The sequence below is a fragment of the Oceanisphaera ostreae genome (assembly GCF_042676125.1).
GTDB lineage: Bacteria > Pseudomonadota > Gammaproteobacteria > Enterobacterales > Aeromonadaceae > Oceanimonas > Oceanimonas ostreae.
This window is the reverse complement of sequence record NZ_JBHTJS010000059.1, coordinates 20,519-35,868: the sequence shown is the minus strand read 5'-3', so window position 1 is coordinate 35,868 and position 15,350 is coordinate 20,519. Positions and strand designations below refer to the sequence as shown.

Sequence of the window (15,350 nt, the reverse complement as noted above, 5' to 3'; positions counted from 1 at the left end):
AACGGCTTCCCCAGTAACTGTTAAATACTCTATCAATTCATCTGACTTAAACATACAAGGGTCGAATTCATTCGACCTCTTTAGGCCGTGCTATGGTTTTTGGTCGATTGAAATCGACCCTACGATCAGGATGGCTCCTTGTTTTTTGTAGGGGCGAATTCATTCGCACAATAATGGTGGCACGGCCTAAAAGAGACCAACCTACAAAACTAACGTGAGACCTTGACACCCAACAGAGTATCTACAGAAGACATAAAAATCTGATCAGTTAGTTTTCCTGATTGGTATAAGATCTCTTGTAGTCCGACGCTTTAGCTGCCGGCCCTGTGAGCGAAGCAGGGTGTTTTTTGGACTGGGTTTGGTTTTTCTGGGGGCTGGGCGCTACAGGCTTGGCGCTGTATTATGTACCAATAAACAAAATATTAACGAGACTGTTTTTATGGAGCATTTTAATGATATTTATCAGCGTGCTTGTGAGCGTCATGGCGGCGAAGCGGCACTAAAGGCGTTGATTGCGTCACCACTTGCAACCGATGCTGAGCTGGCGGCGATCACCGATGATCGCTGGTTATCCTCTTTTACCATGAGTTTGTTCCAGTCTGGGTTTGTATGGAAGATTATCCGTAGCAAATGGCCAGAGTTTGAACGAGCTTTCTTTGGTTTTGATCCAGAAAAAATGCTGATGCTGGACGAACGCCATTTTGATCGGCTGAACAATGATACAGGCATAGTGCGTCACGCTAAAAAAATTGCCGCAGTGCCAGCTAATGCACGCATGGTACTAGAGCTAGGTAAAGAGCACGGCGGCTTTGGTGCCTTTGTTGCGCAGTGGCCTAAAGATGACATCACCGGCTTATGGATGATGATAAAAAAGCACGGTAAGTTGTTGGGCGGCAATATTGGCCCTTACGGTTTACGGCGCTTGGGTGTAGATACCTTTGCCTTTACTGGTGATGTCAGCGCCTATTTACGTCATCATCAAGTAATAGATGCAGGGCTAGGCAGTAAAAAAGGCATGCAACAGGCCCAAGCGGCGTTTAACCAATGGCATCAGCAAAGTGGCCTAAGTCTCACTGCAATCAGTAAAACTATCGCCTTTTCAATCGGTTAAATATATAGCTGCCAGCGATAAGCTTTCAGCCGTCAGATAAACATTGTTCTGATAGGGCGACTTATTTTAGACAAGAGTATTTGCGCAATAAGGATGGCAGGCCTAACGCCATGGTTTTATGGTTGTCTTTAACTGACCGCTTACAGCTTACGGCTATCCTTTAAATAGGGTGTTAGAAATCCATGTACTTGCTGCACTATTTTTGGTTGGGCGTTGGCGGTGGGGTGAATGCCATCGTCCATGATCATGCCGTTCTCACCTATTAATGGGGCGACAAAAAATGGTAATAACGGCAGTTGATACTCGGTGGATAGCCGAGTGAAAATAGCACTAAACTGTTGTAAATAACGGCGACCATAATTAGGCGGTAGCTGAATGTCGGTCAATATCACCTTGGCGCCGGCCTGATTGGCCAACGTAATCATCTGTTCTAAATTATCTTCAATTAATACTGGTGGTAGGCCGCGCAGGCCATCATTCCCGCCCAACTCCAGCAGCACTAAACTCGGCTGATGCCTTTCCAACAACGAGGGCAAACGCTGCAAGCCACCTTGGGTGGTGTCGCCGCTGACACTGGCGTTAATCACCTCAACCTGTATATTTTCATTTTGCCATTGTTGGGCGAGTAGTTGTGGCCAAGCTTGTTGGGCATTCATACGATAACCCGCACTGAGACTGTCACCGAGGATCAATACGGTGTTAGCATGAGTAACAAACGACACTAATAGCATCAGTAGCAGAAGGACGCGAGGCATGACTGTTTCTCCTATTATCAAGGTTGCCAATTTAAGTCATAAAGTTCGGTTAGGCGAGCAGACATTAACCATCCTTGAGGGTATTGCATTTGAAGTCAAGCCCGGCCAAAGCGTGGCATTAGTCGGAGCGTCAGGCTCGGGTAAGTCCACACTGCTTGGGCTGCTAGCGGGGCTAGATAGTGCCAGTGACGGTGATATTGCCATTAAAGACCAGTGGTTGTCCGCTCTAAATGAAGAGCAGCGGGCTCAATTACGTGGCCAGCATATTGGCTTTGTATTTCAGTCTTTTTTGTTGCTGCCCACGTTAACCGCGCTAGAAAATGTGATGCTACCCGCCGAGCTACAAGGAAAGAAACGCTGTGACGAGCGGGCTCGGCAACTGCTAGAACAAGTGGGGCTTGGGGCAAGAGTTCAGCATTTTCCGAGCCAGCTTTCTGGTGGCGAACAGCAGCGCGTGGCTATTGCTCGCGCTTTTATGACCCAACCAGAGATTTTGTTAGCTGATGAGCCTACGGGTAATTTAGATCATCGCACCGGAGAGCAGATTATCGATCTGTTGTTTGAGCTTAATCAAACCCATGGCACCACCTTGCTAATGGTGACCCATGATGAAGCCCTGGCTCAGCGCTGTGAGCGACGCTTAGTGATGACTGCGGGTCGTTTGGAGGAGTTGCATGCATAGCTTGGGGCTGGGGTTAATATGGCGTGAAATGAGTAGCGGCCCGTTGCGGTTGTTTATGCTGGCGCTAGCCTTAAGTGTGGCCAGCATACTGAGCGTCACCTTAGTGGCCGACCGGCTGAACCAAGCACTGACCTTGTCGGGGCGTGACTATATTGCGGCCGATCAGGTATTGTCGGGCAGCCGCGTAGCTGATGAGGCTTGGCTTAGTGAGGCAAAACGCCAGGGGTTAGCATTATCACGTACCCAGTCGTTTCAAAGTGTGCTGTTTGCCGATGACAAACTCCAACTGGCCAGCGTGCGTGCGGTGGACGATGCATTTCCGTTTTATGGCGAATTACAATTAAGGCCCGAACAGCCCGTGGCGCCTGGCGCTATTTGGCTATCGTCTCGATTGCTGACGCTGTTACAGCTGAGTACCGGCGACAGTGTGGAGCTGGGTAATACCGAGCTTAAAGTGGCGGGTGAACTACTTAAAGAGCCGGATCAGGGATTTTCTCCCGCGTTATTAGCGCCTCGGGCCATGATCCATATTGATGACGTAGCGGCTACGGGCATTCAAATGGCTGGTAGTCGGGTGAGTTATCGTTATTTATTTAAGGGCGAGCCTAACCAGTTAGCGGCTTATGGAGCCTGGCTTAAGCCTCAGTTGCAACAGGGTCAACAATGGCTGGGGCCCGATAATGCCGACACACCGGTGGCGCGTTCACTGGTGCGGGCTGAGCAGTTCTTTCGTCTCGCTTCGCTAATAGGCGTACTACTGGGCATTTTAGCAATGGCCATTGCGTTAGGCTATTTTTCTCGCCGTGAGCAAGACCGCATGGCGCTGCTAAAAACCCTAGGTGCAAGTCGGCGACAATTGTTTGCTTGGCTGGCACGGCTGTTGCTAAGCCTGTTAGTCATTGGCTCGCTCTTGGGGGCTGTGGTGGGAGTTGGGCTGCACAAACTGATTTTGCTCAGCCTAGGCGATGCGCTAAATATACCGCTGCCACCGCCTTCATTGATGCCCTTTTTGGTAGCCATTGGCATGGCGTTGCTGACCACGCTGATGCTATCGATTGTACCCATGGCGCGTTTACTTAAAGTGCCACCGCTGCGGGTGCTGCGCAATGAGGCTGAGGCGCGTATTGCGCCGGGCTGGAGCTTAGGTATTTTGCTGGGCGGTACCTTTATTTTAAGTTGGCTATTTGCCGGTGCTTGGCAGCTTGCGGTGGGCTTGTTGGTAGGGTTGATTGCACTGGTCGGCGTGCTCGGTGGTTTATGCTGGCTCATGTTGACCTTGGTGCGCCGCATCGGCGGCGGCATTGGTTTTCGACTCGCAGTAAGTCGCTTGCAACGAGCAAGATTGGCGACCCTTATTCAATTTGGTGGTATTGCGTTAGCACTGTTTTTAGGCAGCTTGCTGTGGGTGGTGCGGGGTGAGTTAGTGAATGGCTTTCTGGCTCAGCTACCACCGGATACGCCTAATCGCTTTCTGATTAATATTGCCAGCCAGCAGTTAGACCCGCTGCGTGACAGACTAGATGAAGCCGGTCTGGAACGTTCGCAGTTTTATCCCATTGTGCGGGGGCGCCTAAGTGCCATTAACGATAAGTCTACGGAGTCAGACGTGGACAACGGCCGTAACGATAATGGAGTAGGGCGAGAGCTAAACTTGACCTATAGCGAATTGCTGCCCAAGGGTAATCGTTTGGTGCAAGGTGACTGGAGCACCACGGCAAACGGCGTCTCGATAGAGTCGGGGTTGGCCGAGCGTTTACAGCTGACCATTGGCGATAAGATAACGATGGACTTGGCAGGCCAGAGTGTGTCAGCCGAGATACGCAATATTCGAGAAGTTGATTGGGACAGTATGAAGCCTAATTTCTATCTGATTTTCAGCCCCGATGTACTGGCCAGCTATCCGGCGACTTGGTTGGCCAGTTTTTATCTGCCCCCCGAGCAACAGGCGTTAGAAGTAGAGTTAATCCGCGCTTTTCCTACCATGACGCTGCTAGATGTAGAGGCGCTGTTGCAACAACTACGTGAGGTACTGGCTCAGGTCAGCCAAGCCTTGCTGGTGATCATGGCACTGGTAACTGGGGCCAGCGTGCTGGTGCTATTAGCACAATTAGAAACCACGCTAGACAGTCGACGGCGTGAATTAGTATTGCTACGCACCTTAGGTGCCAGTGAACGATTAATGAAAGCTTCTTTGCGTTGGGAGTGGCTGGCCGCAGGCATAGTATCTGGCTTGGCGGCGGCATTAGCGGTTGAGTTATGCGTGGCCGTGCTGTTACCGCAGTGGTTGGGACTTACGTGGCAGCCGCACCCTCTGTTGTGGCTGGGATTGCCTTTACTGAGCACGACACTATTGATGTTGGCCGGAAGAATGGGCGGAATTACTAGTGGCACCCTAATGAACCGCTTACGGGAATGGTAGAAAAGTCAGCGCCGAGCGCCCAGCACCAAGCTAAAAAATACGCTGTTTGGTCCTTAGCTTAGTGCTCGGCGTTTAGCGCTTGGCGCCATGGTTTAAAGTTTCTTTCAGTGCTTTTTCGAGTGTAGGATAGCGAAAATAGAAACCAGCTTTTTGCAGTCGCACCGGCATCACTCTTTGTCCGGTTAATAGTAAGTCGGCCATTTCGCCAAACAGTAAGCGCATCGACCAAGCAGGAATACGCGCAAAGTGTGGCTTGTTTAGTACGCGCGCTAAGGTGCGACTAAATTGCTCGTTAGTCACCGGCTCTGGGGCGCTGGCGTTAAAGGGACCGTGGCACTCGTCGTGATCTAATATAAACAGCAATAAGCTCACCACGTCATCAATGTGGATCCACGACATATATTGCTTGCCGCTACCGATGGGGCCACCTAATCCTAAGCGGTAACTGGGTAACATTTTTTTTAATGCGCCACCTTCGGATCCCATTACCACTGCTAAACGAATGCAGCAGACGCGCGTTTGCTCACTGGCGGCTTGGTTGGCTAATTGCTCCCACTTTGCACACACCTCGTGGCTAAACTCCAGGTGTGGATTCGAGTCTTCATCAACGAGCGCCTCGCCTTGGCGACCATAAAAGCCCACCGCCGAACCACTGATGAGTACTTTGGGAGGCGTTTGGCCTGCATTTAGTTTGGCAACGAGTTGCTCTGTAATATTCCAGCGACTGTGACAAATGCGCTCTTTTTGAACTTGGGTCCAGCGTTTTTCAGCAATGGGTTCGCCAGCTAAGTTAATCACCGCATCAAAGTTATCCAGATTATCTAGGGAATCTAGCGACGCTAACGCTTCAATATCGTGCCCCAAGCGCTGATGCACCTTGTTAGGGGTACGGCTAAGCACTGTTACTTCATGATGCGGGCGTAAATGGCTCATTAAACGGTGGCCAATAAAGCCTGTACCACCGGTGAGTAGTATCTTCATGATGCTTCCCCTTTGCCTGATATGCACTGGTTCAATGCATTTAAGTTTAGCACTTAACAGTACGCGTAGATGAGCAAGTTTTTAGAGGCAGATCAGCAAATTACAAGGTTGAATAGTAAGCGGAAGATTAAAGGGCGGGATTGGATAGAACAGCCGAGGTTATCCACATAAACTGTGAGTAAGTCTGTAGATTACCTCGGGCATTAAAGCTAGCTCTTTGATATTAAATCAAAAAGCTGACTGGGCAGGGATCCAGCAGGATCACGCCAACGCAGCAATTGCAGCGTCGTATGCAGGCTCTTCAGTAATTTCGGCAACCAGCTCGCTGTAGATAACTTTACCTTGCTCGTCAATGGCGACTACGGCACGGGAAGACAGACCACGCAATGGGCCATCGCTTAAGGCAACGCCGTAGGCATTCAAGAATTCAGCATTGCGAAATGCAGAGGCGGTTTGTACGTTTTCGATGCCTTCGGCGCCACAAAAACGGCCCAAAGCAAAAGGTAAGTCCATAGATACGCACAGTACTTTAGTATTAGAAAGCGCGGCTGCTTTTTCGTTGAAGGTGCGAACGCTAGTGGCACATACGCCCGTATCTACGCTAGGGAAGATGTTCAGCAGTACTTTTTGGCCTTTAAAATCAGCCAAACGAACGTCGTTTAGATCGCCATCAGTCAGCGTAAAATCAGCCGCCGCTTGGCCTGCTTGTGGAAATTGGCCAGAAACGGCAACTGCATTACCCTGAAAAGTCACAGTAGACATTTATTATCCCCTTGTTGAAAGGCAGTATGAAAAAATATATTGAATGGTTAAGTTACCAGTTTTCGGCATAAGGAAAAGGTTTTTATTTTTACGCGTAAGGCTTGAATGCCAAAACACAGCGCTAAGCTGTTAGTCAAAGACAAAAAAACACCAAATTAATACATTTGGTGTTTTTAATACCAATCGTACTAAATAAGTAGTCTGCTTTTACTTCCTATAAATGTCGGATAAACGGCCTACTCCACCGACACGCTGCAAGCACATCCATGTGGCGCTCAAACACATGACATCCTTGTCATGTGATGGTCGGTGGAGCAGTGCCCTTCATCCTCTCCTATATTTCGCAGGTGACTGATGACGCTGCTCACAGACAACTCGATGCTTATAAAGAGGCAACAGAGATCGCCTACCACGACCGTGAAATGCCAAGGACGGCATTTCCCGAGCCCCCATGGATGGGTTTATGGCGGGTCGTGGGAGGTGGCTCTGTTGCCTCTAACACTCCAAGCTTTAAAATAGATCAAATATTCAGTGGGATTGGTATAACTTATAGCTGACGGCGTAAAGCGTACCGCAGAGCTAGCTTTTCGCTGCTGCCATTTGGGCGCCCTGAATGGCGGTAAGGGCGATGGTATATACGATATCGTCGACTAACGCACCGCGCGATAAGTCGTTAACGGGCTTGCGCATGCCTTGTAACATAGGGCCAATTGATACCAGCTGTGCCGAACGCTGTACCGCCTTATAAGTGGTATTACCGGTGTTTAAATCAGGGAAGATAAACACGGTTGCCTTGCCTGCTACGGGGGAGTTTGGTGCCTTGGACTTGGCCACGTTTTCCATAATGGCCGCATCGTATTGCAGCGGGCCATCTATGATGAGATCGGGGCGTTTTTCCTTGGCCAGTCGTGTGGCCTCGCGCACCTTAATTACATCGGCGCCGGTGCCTGAACTGCCGGTAGAGTAAGAAATCATCGCCACCCTGGGTTCAATACCAAAGGCGGTAGCCGAGTCGGCAGACTGAATGGCAATTTCTGCTAATTGCTCAGCAGTGGGATCGGGATTAATGGCGCAGTCGCCGTATACCAGCACCTGATCTGGCAGCAACATAAAGAAGATTGATGAGACTAAAGAGCTGCCCGGTGCCGTTTTAATAATTTGCAGCGGGGGGCGTATGGTATTGGCCGTGGTGTTAATGGCCCCTGATACTAGGCCGTCTACCTCGTCGCGCTCTAACATCATGGTGCCTAGCACCACGTTATCTTTTAATTGCTCGCGGGCCACTATGTCGGTAATGCCTTTGGCTTTACGCAACTCCACCAGCCGCTCTACATAGTGATCTCGCACTTGTTCGGGATCGATAATGTCGATTCTGTCATCCAACACAACGCCTTGTTGGGCCGCAACGCGCATGATTTCTTCTTTATTACCCAACAATACTGGGCGGGCTATGCTGCGCTCGGCACAAATAGCCGCTGCTTTAATGGTACGCGGCTCTTCCCCTTCGGGTAGTACAATTCGTTTAGCGGCACGGCGTGCCAACTCGGTTAATTGATAGCGGAAAGCCGGTGGGCTGAGGCGGCGGCTACGGGTAGACTTGGCGCTTAGTGATTCAATCCAGTTTTGGTCAATATGACTGGCCATGTAATCTTGCACCAGTTCGATACGCTGCAAGTCATCGGTGGGAATTTCTAAATTAAAGTGCTGTAAGCTCACCGCGGTTTGCCAGGTATTGGTATCCACCATCAGGATCGGCAAGCCGGTTTCGGTGGCCTGCTGGCATAGCTCCATAATTTGCGGCTCGGGGTGGTAGCTGCCGTTTAATAGTAGGGCGCCAATTTTGACGCCGTTCATGGCGGCCAAACACACCGCCACTATTACATCGGAGCGATCGCCCGAGGCTACCAATAAGCTGCCTGGGCGAAAATGCTGCACCATATTGTGTAAGGCGCGAGCACAAAAGGTTACGCTGTGTAGACGGCGGGTGTTCAGATTGCCTTCATTAAGCACAGTGGCATTTAAATGGCGCGCTAAATCTACGGCGCGCGGCGCCACCAGCTGAGTGTTCCACGGAATGCAGCCCAAGATACGCAGCGGCATTTTGCCAAATACCTGTAGCACTTCTAAGTTAGGTGTGTATTTTTCAATTTTTTGGTTGGGGTTAAACACCTCGCTGAGATCGGGGCGGGTATTGCCATCATCATCCATGGGCGCACCCACTTTATTGATAATACAACCGACGATGCGTTTATTAAGCATGCCACCAAAGCTTGAGCAGGCCAGCTCAATGCGCTCTTTCAGTTGCTGGCTACTGTAGTTGCTAGGTTGGGCAATAAACACCATGTCGGCATCTAGCGCCTTGGCTATATCGTAGTTAATACGATTGGCAAAGGGCTGCTTATCGGTGGGAATCAAGCCCTCGACCACAATGACTTCGGCGCCGACGTCGGTCACATGCTTTTCAACACGGGCGACGATCTCTTCCAGCAGCACATCTAAATTGCCATGAGAAATCATGTTTTCTGCATAGCTAAGTGCAAATGGCTCGGGCGGCACAATGTTTGAGCCATTACTTATGACGGCAGTCGAGTGGTCTTGTACCGTGCTGCGATTGCGCGGTTGTGACACCGGCTTAAAAAAGCTGACGTTAACGCCATTGCGCTCCATGGCGCGTACCATACCTAAACTAACGGAGGTGGCACCCACGCCGCCACTAACGGGGACAAGCATTATTGTTCTGGCCATAAAGCCCTCTTATTTTTGCGCCAACGGTGTTGGGATAACTGCGAGTGGTTTAGACGATTATGCGGGCACATTTTCCAACATACTTTCAGATAAGGCCTGGGCATCTTGTGCTATCACCCACTCTTCATTGGTGGGGATAACCCAAGCGGGCGTGCTGTCTGGCGTGGTAATGCAGGCCGTTTTACCAAAGCGCGCATCGTGGTTAGCGGCTTCGTCGAGCTTGAAGCCCAGCAAGCTCAGCTTAGATAAGGTTATGGCGCGCACCAAAATAGAGTTTTCTCCAATGCCGCCGGTAAACACCACCGCATCTAATCGACCGTCTAGATTACAGGTGTAGCTGGCAATATATTTAGCTAAACGATGGCAAAAAATATCCATAGCCCGTTTGGCTTCGGGCTGTGAGTCGTAATGCTCGGCCACATAACGGCAGTCGCTGGTGTGCTCGGTCAGGCCTAACAGGCCAGATTTCTTAGTCAGTAAGGTATTAATACTCTCCAAGCTGTAGCCCAAGTTATCGTGCAGATGGAAAATAATGGCCGGATCGATATCGCCGCAGCGGGTACCCATCACTAAGCCTTCAAGAGGTGTTAACCCCATAGAGGTATCAACCGACTCGCCATTTTTGATGGCACACACCGAAGCTCCATTACCCAAATGACAGCTAATGATATTTAGTTGTTTCAGTGGCTTATTAAGTTGTTTAGCGGCTTGTTGGGCAATAAAAAAGTGACTGGTGCCATGCATGCCGTAGCGGCGGATATGATGTTCACGATATAGCTTATAGGGCAGGGCATAAAGATAAGCAGATTCGGGCATCGTCTGATGATAGGCCGTGTCAAATACCGCCACTTGCGGTAATGTCGGAAACGAACGTTGGGCCGAGGCAATACCAATTAAATGTGCTGGGTTATGCAGCGGCGCTAAGCTTGCGCAGTCTTCAATGCCCTTGATCACGGCGTCATTAATAAGCACCGAACGGGTAAATTGCTCACCACCGTGTACCACTCTATGTCCGATGGCACAAAGCTGCTGTATTAGCTCGGGATAAGTTGTTAGTAGCGTATTAACAATAAAGTCCAATGCTTGCTGATGTGCACTACCGGCACCTAAAGAGGCGCTATTTTTTTCGCCGTTAAAAACCCAGCTAATACGGGTATCGGGCAGATAAAAGCACTCTGCTAAGCCAGACAGTTTCTCGTCACCGGTCTCGGCATTAAGAATGGCAAATTTAAGCGACGAGCTGCCGCAATTAAGCACAAGAACCAGCTTGCTAGTCATCGGTAAACCTTGTCGTCAGGAGATAAAAATCTTGTTACCTAAATACTTATTTGAGGTAACCATGTTCAGTTGTCCCGTTATTTGGGGTATTGCTAGAGTTTGTTGACCTCTGAATATGCAGTACGGCAAACAATGCCAGTGATCATAACAGCAGGATAATTCCCGTCTAGTGGCGTAAAATACCATTAACGAGAATATATTTTCATGATTTGGGTCTAGGAATGATCCCTTATTTAGGCGCTTGCGCTCTACTTTTGGAGGCATTATGACTACATTGACGAGTACGCTACACAGAGGCAGCGCCTATCTTGGCGCTTGGCCGCAAGAGCGACAACTGGCGGCATTATTTCCCGAATACCGTATTATAACGGCAACTCGGTTAGGGCTTCGTGCCATGCCGGCACTGATGGTGCTGTGCTTGCTAGTGCAGTTTCAGTTGGGTGACCCGCGTTATTGGCCGGGTGTCGTCTCGTCCGTGCTGTTTTTGGCCAGTTTGCCCATGCAAGGTCTTTATTGGTTGGGGAAGCGTGCCGATACGCGACTGCCGCCGACACTGGTTAACTGGTATCGTCAGCTGTATCTGAAAATTGCCGCCGCTGGTGTTTCTATTACAGAGCCCGTTGCCCAACCCTGCTATTTTCATCTAGGCGAAACGCTGAGTTTAGCGTTTAAGCAGCTTGATAAGTCGTTTATTCGTGATCTATAAGGGGTATTAGCAGACTGTTGCTTGCAAGTCTGACTGATTTTAGTGAGTCTGATTCATGTCTTTTAACATGCTTTTGTAGCGTGTCTTATAGAGAGTAGGCGAATCTAATGAATTTCTTGTCTCAAACCATCGCGGCAAAACCTGAACCAGACTGGGCTGCATTATTGGCACTGCCCATAGCAGAAAGTCATGATCCCTTAGTACCACTGGGGTTAGTTAATTCTCCGCTGCGATCCTATCCTGCCTACTTTCATCAAGGCGTACCTAATGCGCTAAGTGAATGCTATGTGCGCCGCTGTGTATTATTTCGTTTATATAAAGCCGCACGGTTATTACCTTCAGGTATCGAGCTTGTGGTGTTGGATGGCTGGCGGCCCTTGCTAGTACAACAGTATTTATTTGACAGTTTATTTGCGGCAATGAATGCCCATTATGCTAATGACAGCGAATCTGAACTGCTCAATCGAACTCGCCGTTTTATTGCCCCACCCAGTAATGAACCCACAGCTCCCAGCCCCCATCTAACGGGCGGATCAGTGGACGTTGCCCTGTGCGATGTTGAAGGACTTTTTCTGGATATGGGCACCGAGTTTGATGATATTAGTCCATGGTCTTATAGCGCGGCGTTTGAAGCAGTTGAAAAGCCCAGCGCTCGAGAAGCTGAAGTAATTGAAAATCGCCGCTTGCTGCACAGCGTGATGATCCAAGCTGGCTTTACTAATTTACCCAGCGAGTGGTGGCATTTTGACTATGGCAACCAGTCGTGGGCTTGGAGTAGTAAGTCGAGCGAAGCCCAGCTTGGTGCCATTGAATTACAGCCATTAAGGCAGCGCTGGCGGCGCCAAGTGGCTCTGTAAGTTGTAGGGCCGTATCTACACATTCGGTGTTTTGTGTTTAGCGCCTCACTTCTCACCCCTCATTAAGCTTTAAAAAGGAAAAGCCAAATGGACAGTTCGCATTTCTTATGGCAAACCGGTTGGTACTGCAATGGTCAATGGCATGACTGTGATCAGCAGTATGAGGTGAACAATCCAGCCAACGGTCAGTTGTTGGCAAAGGTGGCCAGATGTGGCACTCAAGAAACCGAAACCGCCATTACTGCCGCCGCTCAGGCCTTTGACCTCTGGCGCAAAAAAACGGCCAAAGAGCGAGGTGCCGTGTTGCGCCGCTGGTATGAGCTGATGATGGAGCACCAGGATGCATTGGCTGAGCTAATGGTATTGGAACAGGGTAAACCCTTGGCCGAAGCCAAGGGCGAAGTGGCCTATGCCGCCAGCTTTTTAGAGTGGTTTGCCGAAGAAGCAAAGCGTTCGTATGGCGATACTATTCCCAGCCCTACTACAGAAAACCGCCTTTGGGTAATCAAACAGCCGGTGGGCGTGGTAGCGGCGATTACCCCCTGGAACTTTCCTATTGCCATGCTTACCCGCAAGGTAGGGCCCGCGATAGCCGCTGGCTGTACCGCCGTGGTTAAAGCCTCAAGCGAAACACCACTTTGCGCCAATGCATTGGCCGTGCTAGCCGAGCAAGCCGGGCTGCCGGCGGGCGTATTGAATCTGGTATCTGGTGATACCGCAGCCATCAGCGATGCATTAATGAGCAGTAGTCAGGTACGCAAGTTATCTTTTACCGGCTCCACCAATGTGGGTAAGTTGTTGATGGGTAAGGCGGCAGACACGGTAAAAAAACTGTCGCTGGAGCTGGGCGGCAATGCACCCTTCATTGTCTTTGATGATGCCGATCTTGACGCCGCCGTCGTCGGCGCCATGGCCTCCAAGTTTAGAAACACCGGCCAGACCTGTGTGTGTGTGAATCGCTTCTTTGTGCAAGATGGCATTTATGATGCCTTCGTACAAAAGCTGGCCCAGGCGGCAAGCGCATTAAAAGTCGCCGATGGTTTGACTGACGGTGCCGAGCAGGGGCCACTAATTAACCAAGGCGCGCTAGAAAAAGTCGAGCAACACGTAAGTGATGCGCTAGCCAAAGGCGGTAAGCTGATTTGTGGTGGCGAACGCCACTCGCTAGGCGGTACTTTTTATCAGCCCACTGTGATTGCCGAGGCCAACGAAGACATGCTGCTCGCCCATGAAGAAACCTTTGGCCCTGTGGCAGCCTGCTTTCGCTTTCACGATGAAGCAGAAGTCATTAAACGCGCCAACGATACTCCTTTTGGACTAGCGGCCTATTTTTATACTCAGGATCTCAATCGTGTGTTTCGTGTCTCGGAAGCATTGGAGTCGGGTATGGTGGGGGTTAATGCCGGCATTATATCTAACGAAGTCGCGCCGTTTGGCGGGGTAAAAGAGTCGGGCTTGGGCCGAGAGGGCTCTCGTATTGGTTTGGATGAGTTTTTGGAAACCAAGTACGTAAACTTGGGGCAAGTTAACTAACACTCGTGGCTCGATATCGATCTTCCAAAAACCGCTATTTATAGCGGTTTTTTTATCTTACTGAAAACTGCAGTGTGCTGCCCTTGCCTTGGGTGGCAGAGCGAGATCGATTACCGCTTTTTTCTACCGTAAGCGTCAACTGTCCCTCACTTAACAGCGTTACCGTGCCGGCAATGGCATTGCCGCGATAGCTGAACTTGGCAGGTACCTGACCGTGTTCTTGATGATACTCTTGCGTTTGACCAGCATTTTCTACCGTCCAGTGTGCCGAATAAGTGGTACCAGCCGTACCGCCGATATCAACATTGATGGCGTCCATCGCTTGCGCCTTTTCCGATAGTCCCATAAATAGTGCCAACGCACACAGGCCTACTAACCCAAAGCCTTGCCTAATTGCTTGCTTTTGCATAATCACTCCCACTGAAAGTTGCTAACTGCATGTCTTTCTTAGTATAGGGCTGCATGGTGGAAGTGGTGGTTGATGAGCTAAATCTCCGTGCGCAATTTCAAGTGTTGCAAGAGGGTAAATTAGAATTTATTTGTGAAGTTCGCCGACGTGGTTACTCCATGTCGGACTTTTCTTTCTCTGAAAGCGATCGAGGTATTGATGGCTATGATCACTATTATCTGTCCGATAAGCTGCTGTAACTGTTAGCAGAAAAATAAAAATGGCGTGGTTAACCACGCCATTTTTTATACTTAATTTAGTGACTATTGAGTGTCAGCGTCGGCCGATTCATCTGCTGCCAGCTTGTTTTGTACAAGTGCCTTCGTTTTAGACTTTGCCTTGGCCACTGGCTCTTTTTGCAATGCTTTTAACTGCGCTTCTGCCGTTTTAAGCTTTTGCTGAGCTGCCGTTAGCTCTTCTTTCAACTGACGTCGCTCCATTTCAACCTCGTCAGCGGTTGCTTTGGCCACAGGAGACTCGGGCTCAGCCAGCCAGGTTTGAACGAGCTGTGGCCATGCCACCGCTTGTTCGCTATCCGACTCGGTAAATACCTGGGTGAGATCGCCCTTGCTTAATAAGGCCGACATTTGATTGGTTTGGGCGTTCCACACGAGGCTTGCTCGATCCTCCCCCTTGGTGATGGCGTCATTGGATGCTAAATAAAACAGGGTGCCTTCTTGTTGTAACTTGGGTGCCGTACGCAGCAGCGCCAAGGTGCCTTGATAATCGTCGCCCAGTAAGGCTGTCATACGAGTTTTAATCATAGGCTGCTCAAACAGTTTGCTGCTGCTTGGGTCTAGCCCGACCAGAGGTTTAATTAAAGACCACATCAGCTGGTTTTGTCCCATGGCCAACATGGGCGCAACGCAACCGCTGAGTAACCAGCAAAGAGCAGTAACGGTTAACAGGTTAGATAGACGCATCTTGTATCCATTTGAATAAGTAAATAAAGGTTTGCCTAACTGGACCTCGGCGCTAGCGTGGCCCGAAAAGGTGGCGCACATTAACACAGAACCTGAAAAAAAAATCCTGGGCGGATATCACATATATCACAATATTTACAGCCTATTTGG

Annotated in this window: 14 protein-coding genes; 7 read left to right on the top strand and 7 right to left on the bottom strand. The window is 49.8% G+C overall.

The genetic code is table 11. The annotated features are described in order from the left end of the window. Positions 1 to 439: 439 nt before the first annotated feature. Positions 440 to 1,111, top strand: coding sequence for a DNA-3-methyladenine glycosylase I (locus tag ACFQ1C_RS14825; RefSeq protein ID WP_379559452.1), 672 nt, complete (start codon positions 440 to 442; stop codon positions 1,109 to 1,111). Positions 1,112 to 1,251: 140 nt separating this feature from the next. Here the strand turns inward: ACFQ1C_RS14825 and ACFQ1C_RS14820 are convergent, their stop codons facing one another. After that, the gene (locus tag ACFQ1C_RS14820; RefSeq protein ID WP_379559451.1) at positions 1,252 to 1,866 is read right to left on the bottom strand and encodes an arylesterase; all 615 of its coding nucleotides are present in this window, start codon (positions 1,864 to 1,866) and stop codon (positions 1,252 to 1,254) included. Here ACFQ1C_RS14820 and ACFQ1C_RS14815 point away from each other — a divergent pair. Then, complete coding sequence (locus ACFQ1C_RS14815) at positions 1,865 to 2,548, top strand: ABC transporter ATP-binding protein (RefSeq protein WP_379559450.1); 684 nt, start codon at positions 1,865 to 1,867, stop codon at positions 2,546 to 2,548. The two genes, ACFQ1C_RS14820 and ACFQ1C_RS14815, sit on opposite strands and share 2 nt — an antisense overlap. Continuing rightward, positions 2,541 to 4,967 carry an ABC transporter permease gene (locus ACFQ1C_RS14810; RefSeq protein WP_379559449.1) on the top strand — a complete coding sequence of 809 codons (2,427 nt, stop codon included), beginning with the start codon at positions 2,541 to 2,543 and terminating at the stop codon, positions 4,965 to 4,967. The genes ACFQ1C_RS14815 and ACFQ1C_RS14810 overlap by 8 nt, the downstream gene beginning before the upstream one ends. A gap of 72 nt (positions 4,968 to 5,039) precedes the next feature. Here the strand turns inward: ACFQ1C_RS14810 and ACFQ1C_RS14805 are convergent, their stop codons facing one another. The 4 genes from ACFQ1C_RS14805 to ACFQ1C_RS14790 form a co-directional block, all read right to left on the bottom strand. Then, positions 5,040 to 5,948, bottom strand: coding sequence for a TIGR01777 family oxidoreductase (locus ACFQ1C_RS14805; protein ID WP_379559448.1), 909 nt, complete (start codon positions 5,946 to 5,948; stop codon positions 5,040 to 5,042). Between the two features lie 261 nt (positions 5,949 to 6,209). Then, complete coding sequence (gene tpx, locus ACFQ1C_RS14800) at positions 6,210 to 6,710, bottom strand: thiol peroxidase (protein WP_379559447.1); 501 nt, start codon at positions 6,708 to 6,710, stop codon at positions 6,210 to 6,212. A 579-nt stretch (positions 6,711 to 7,289) separates the two neighbouring features. Beyond that, the gene (pta, locus tag ACFQ1C_RS14795) at positions 7,290 to 9,455 is read right to left on the bottom strand and encodes a phosphate acetyltransferase (RefSeq protein ID WP_379559446.1); all 2,166 of its coding nucleotides are present in this window, start codon (positions 9,453 to 9,455) and stop codon (positions 7,290 to 7,292) included. 57 nt (positions 9,456 to 9,512) lie between these two features. Further along, the gene (locus ACFQ1C_RS14790; RefSeq protein WP_379559445.1) at positions 9,513 to 10,733 is read right to left on the bottom strand and encodes an acetate kinase; all 1,221 of its coding nucleotides are present in this window, start codon (positions 10,731 to 10,733) and stop codon (positions 9,513 to 9,515) included. Between the two features lie 265 nt (positions 10,734 to 10,998). Here ACFQ1C_RS14790 and yfbV point away from each other — a divergent pair, with 265 nt between their 5' ends. The 3 genes from yfbV to ACFQ1C_RS14775 all read left to right on the top strand — a co-directional run bounded on the left by yfbV (position 10,999) and on the right by ACFQ1C_RS14775 (position 13,829). Next, positions 10,999 to 11,439 carry a terminus macrodomain insulation protein YfbV gene (yfbV, locus tag ACFQ1C_RS14785; protein ID WP_379559444.1) on the top strand — a complete coding sequence of 147 codons (441 nt, stop codon included), beginning with the start codon at positions 10,999 to 11,001 and terminating at the stop codon, positions 11,437 to 11,439. Between the two features lie 107 nt (positions 11,440 to 11,546). Beyond that, entirely contained in the window at positions 11,547 to 12,296 is a 750-nt protein-coding gene (locus ACFQ1C_RS14780; RefSeq protein WP_379559443.1) for a M15 family metallopeptidase, read from the top strand. Positions 12,297 to 12,383: 87 nt separating this feature from the next. Further along, positions 12,384 to 13,829: an NAD-dependent succinate-semialdehyde dehydrogenase gene (locus ACFQ1C_RS14775; protein ID WP_379559442.1), complete on the top strand. Its 1,446-nt coding sequence runs from the start codon at positions 12,384 to 12,386 to the stop codon at positions 13,827 to 13,829. 52 nt (positions 13,830 to 13,881) lie between these two features. Here the strand turns inward: ACFQ1C_RS14775 and ACFQ1C_RS14770 are convergent, their stop codons facing one another. Continuing rightward, positions 13,882 to 14,238 (bottom strand): hypothetical protein, encoded by a 357-nt coding sequence (locus tag ACFQ1C_RS14770; protein ID WP_379559441.1) that lies wholly within the window; start codon positions 14,236 to 14,238, stop codon positions 13,882 to 13,884. A gap of 53 nt (positions 14,239 to 14,291) precedes the next feature. Between ACFQ1C_RS14770 and ACFQ1C_RS14765 the strand changes: the two genes are divergently transcribed. Beyond that, the gene (locus ACFQ1C_RS14765) at positions 14,292 to 14,477 is read left to right on the top strand and encodes a hypothetical protein (RefSeq protein WP_379559440.1); all 186 of its coding nucleotides are present in this window, start codon (positions 14,292 to 14,294) and stop codon (positions 14,475 to 14,477) included. Between the two features lie 63 nt (positions 14,478 to 14,540). Here the strand turns inward: ACFQ1C_RS14765 and ACFQ1C_RS14760 are convergent, their stop codons facing one another. Beyond that, the gene (locus ACFQ1C_RS14760) at positions 14,541 to 15,200 is read right to left on the bottom strand and encodes a hypothetical protein (RefSeq protein ID WP_379559439.1); all 660 of its coding nucleotides are present in this window, start codon (positions 15,198 to 15,200) and stop codon (positions 14,541 to 14,543) included. Positions 15,201 to 15,350 lie beyond the last annotated feature (150 nt).

Excerpts from the sequence above, each read along its gene's own strand:
- ACFQ1C_RS14825 (WP_379559452.1), top strand. The coding sequence starts at position 440 with ATGGAGCATTTTAATGATATTTATCAGCGTGCTTGTGAGCGTCATGGC.
- ACFQ1C_RS14815 (WP_379559450.1), top strand. The coding sequence starts at position 1,865 with ATGACTGTTTCTCCTATTATCAAGGTTGCCAATTTAAGTCATAAAGTT.
- ACFQ1C_RS14820 (WP_379559451.1), bottom strand. The coding sequence starts at position 1,866 with ATGCCTCGCGTCCTTCTGCTACTGATGCTATTAGTGTCGTTTGTTACT.
- ACFQ1C_RS14810 (WP_379559449.1), top strand. The coding sequence starts at position 2,541 with ATGCATAGCTTGGGGCTGGGGTTAATATGGCGTGAAATGAGTAGCGGC.
- ACFQ1C_RS14805 (WP_379559448.1), bottom strand. The coding sequence starts at position 5,948 with ATGAAGATACTACTCACCGGTGGTACAGGCTTTATTGGCCACCGTTTA.
- tpx (WP_379559447.1), bottom strand. The coding sequence starts at position 6,710 with ATGTCTACTGTGACTTTTCAGGGTAATGCAGTTGCCGTTTCTGGCCAA.
- pta (WP_379559446.1), bottom strand. The coding sequence starts at position 9,455 with ATGGCCAGAACAATAATGCTTGTCCCCGTTAGTGGCGGCGTGGGTGCC.
- ACFQ1C_RS14790 (WP_379559445.1), bottom strand. The coding sequence starts at position 10,733 with ATGACTAGCAAGCTGGTTCTTGTGCTTAATTGCGGCAGCTCGTCGCTT.
- yfbV (WP_379559444.1), top strand. The coding sequence starts at position 10,999 with ATGACTACATTGACGAGTACGCTACACAGAGGCAGCGCCTATCTTGGC.
- ACFQ1C_RS14780 (WP_379559443.1), top strand. The coding sequence starts at position 11,547 with ATGAATTTCTTGTCTCAAACCATCGCGGCAAAACCTGAACCAGACTGG.
- ACFQ1C_RS14775 (WP_379559442.1), top strand. The coding sequence starts at position 12,384 with ATGGACAGTTCGCATTTCTTATGGCAAACCGGTTGGTACTGCAATGGT.
- ACFQ1C_RS14770 (WP_379559441.1), bottom strand. The coding sequence starts at position 14,238 with ATGCAAAAGCAAGCAATTAGGCAAGGCTTTGGGTTAGTAGGCCTGTGT.
- ACFQ1C_RS14765 (WP_379559440.1), top strand. The coding sequence starts at position 14,292 with ATGGTGGAAGTGGTGGTTGATGAGCTAAATCTCCGTGCGCAATTTCAA.
- ACFQ1C_RS14760 (WP_379559439.1), bottom strand. The coding sequence starts at position 15,200 with ATGCGTCTATCTAACCTGTTAACCGTTACTGCTCTTTGCTGGTTACTC.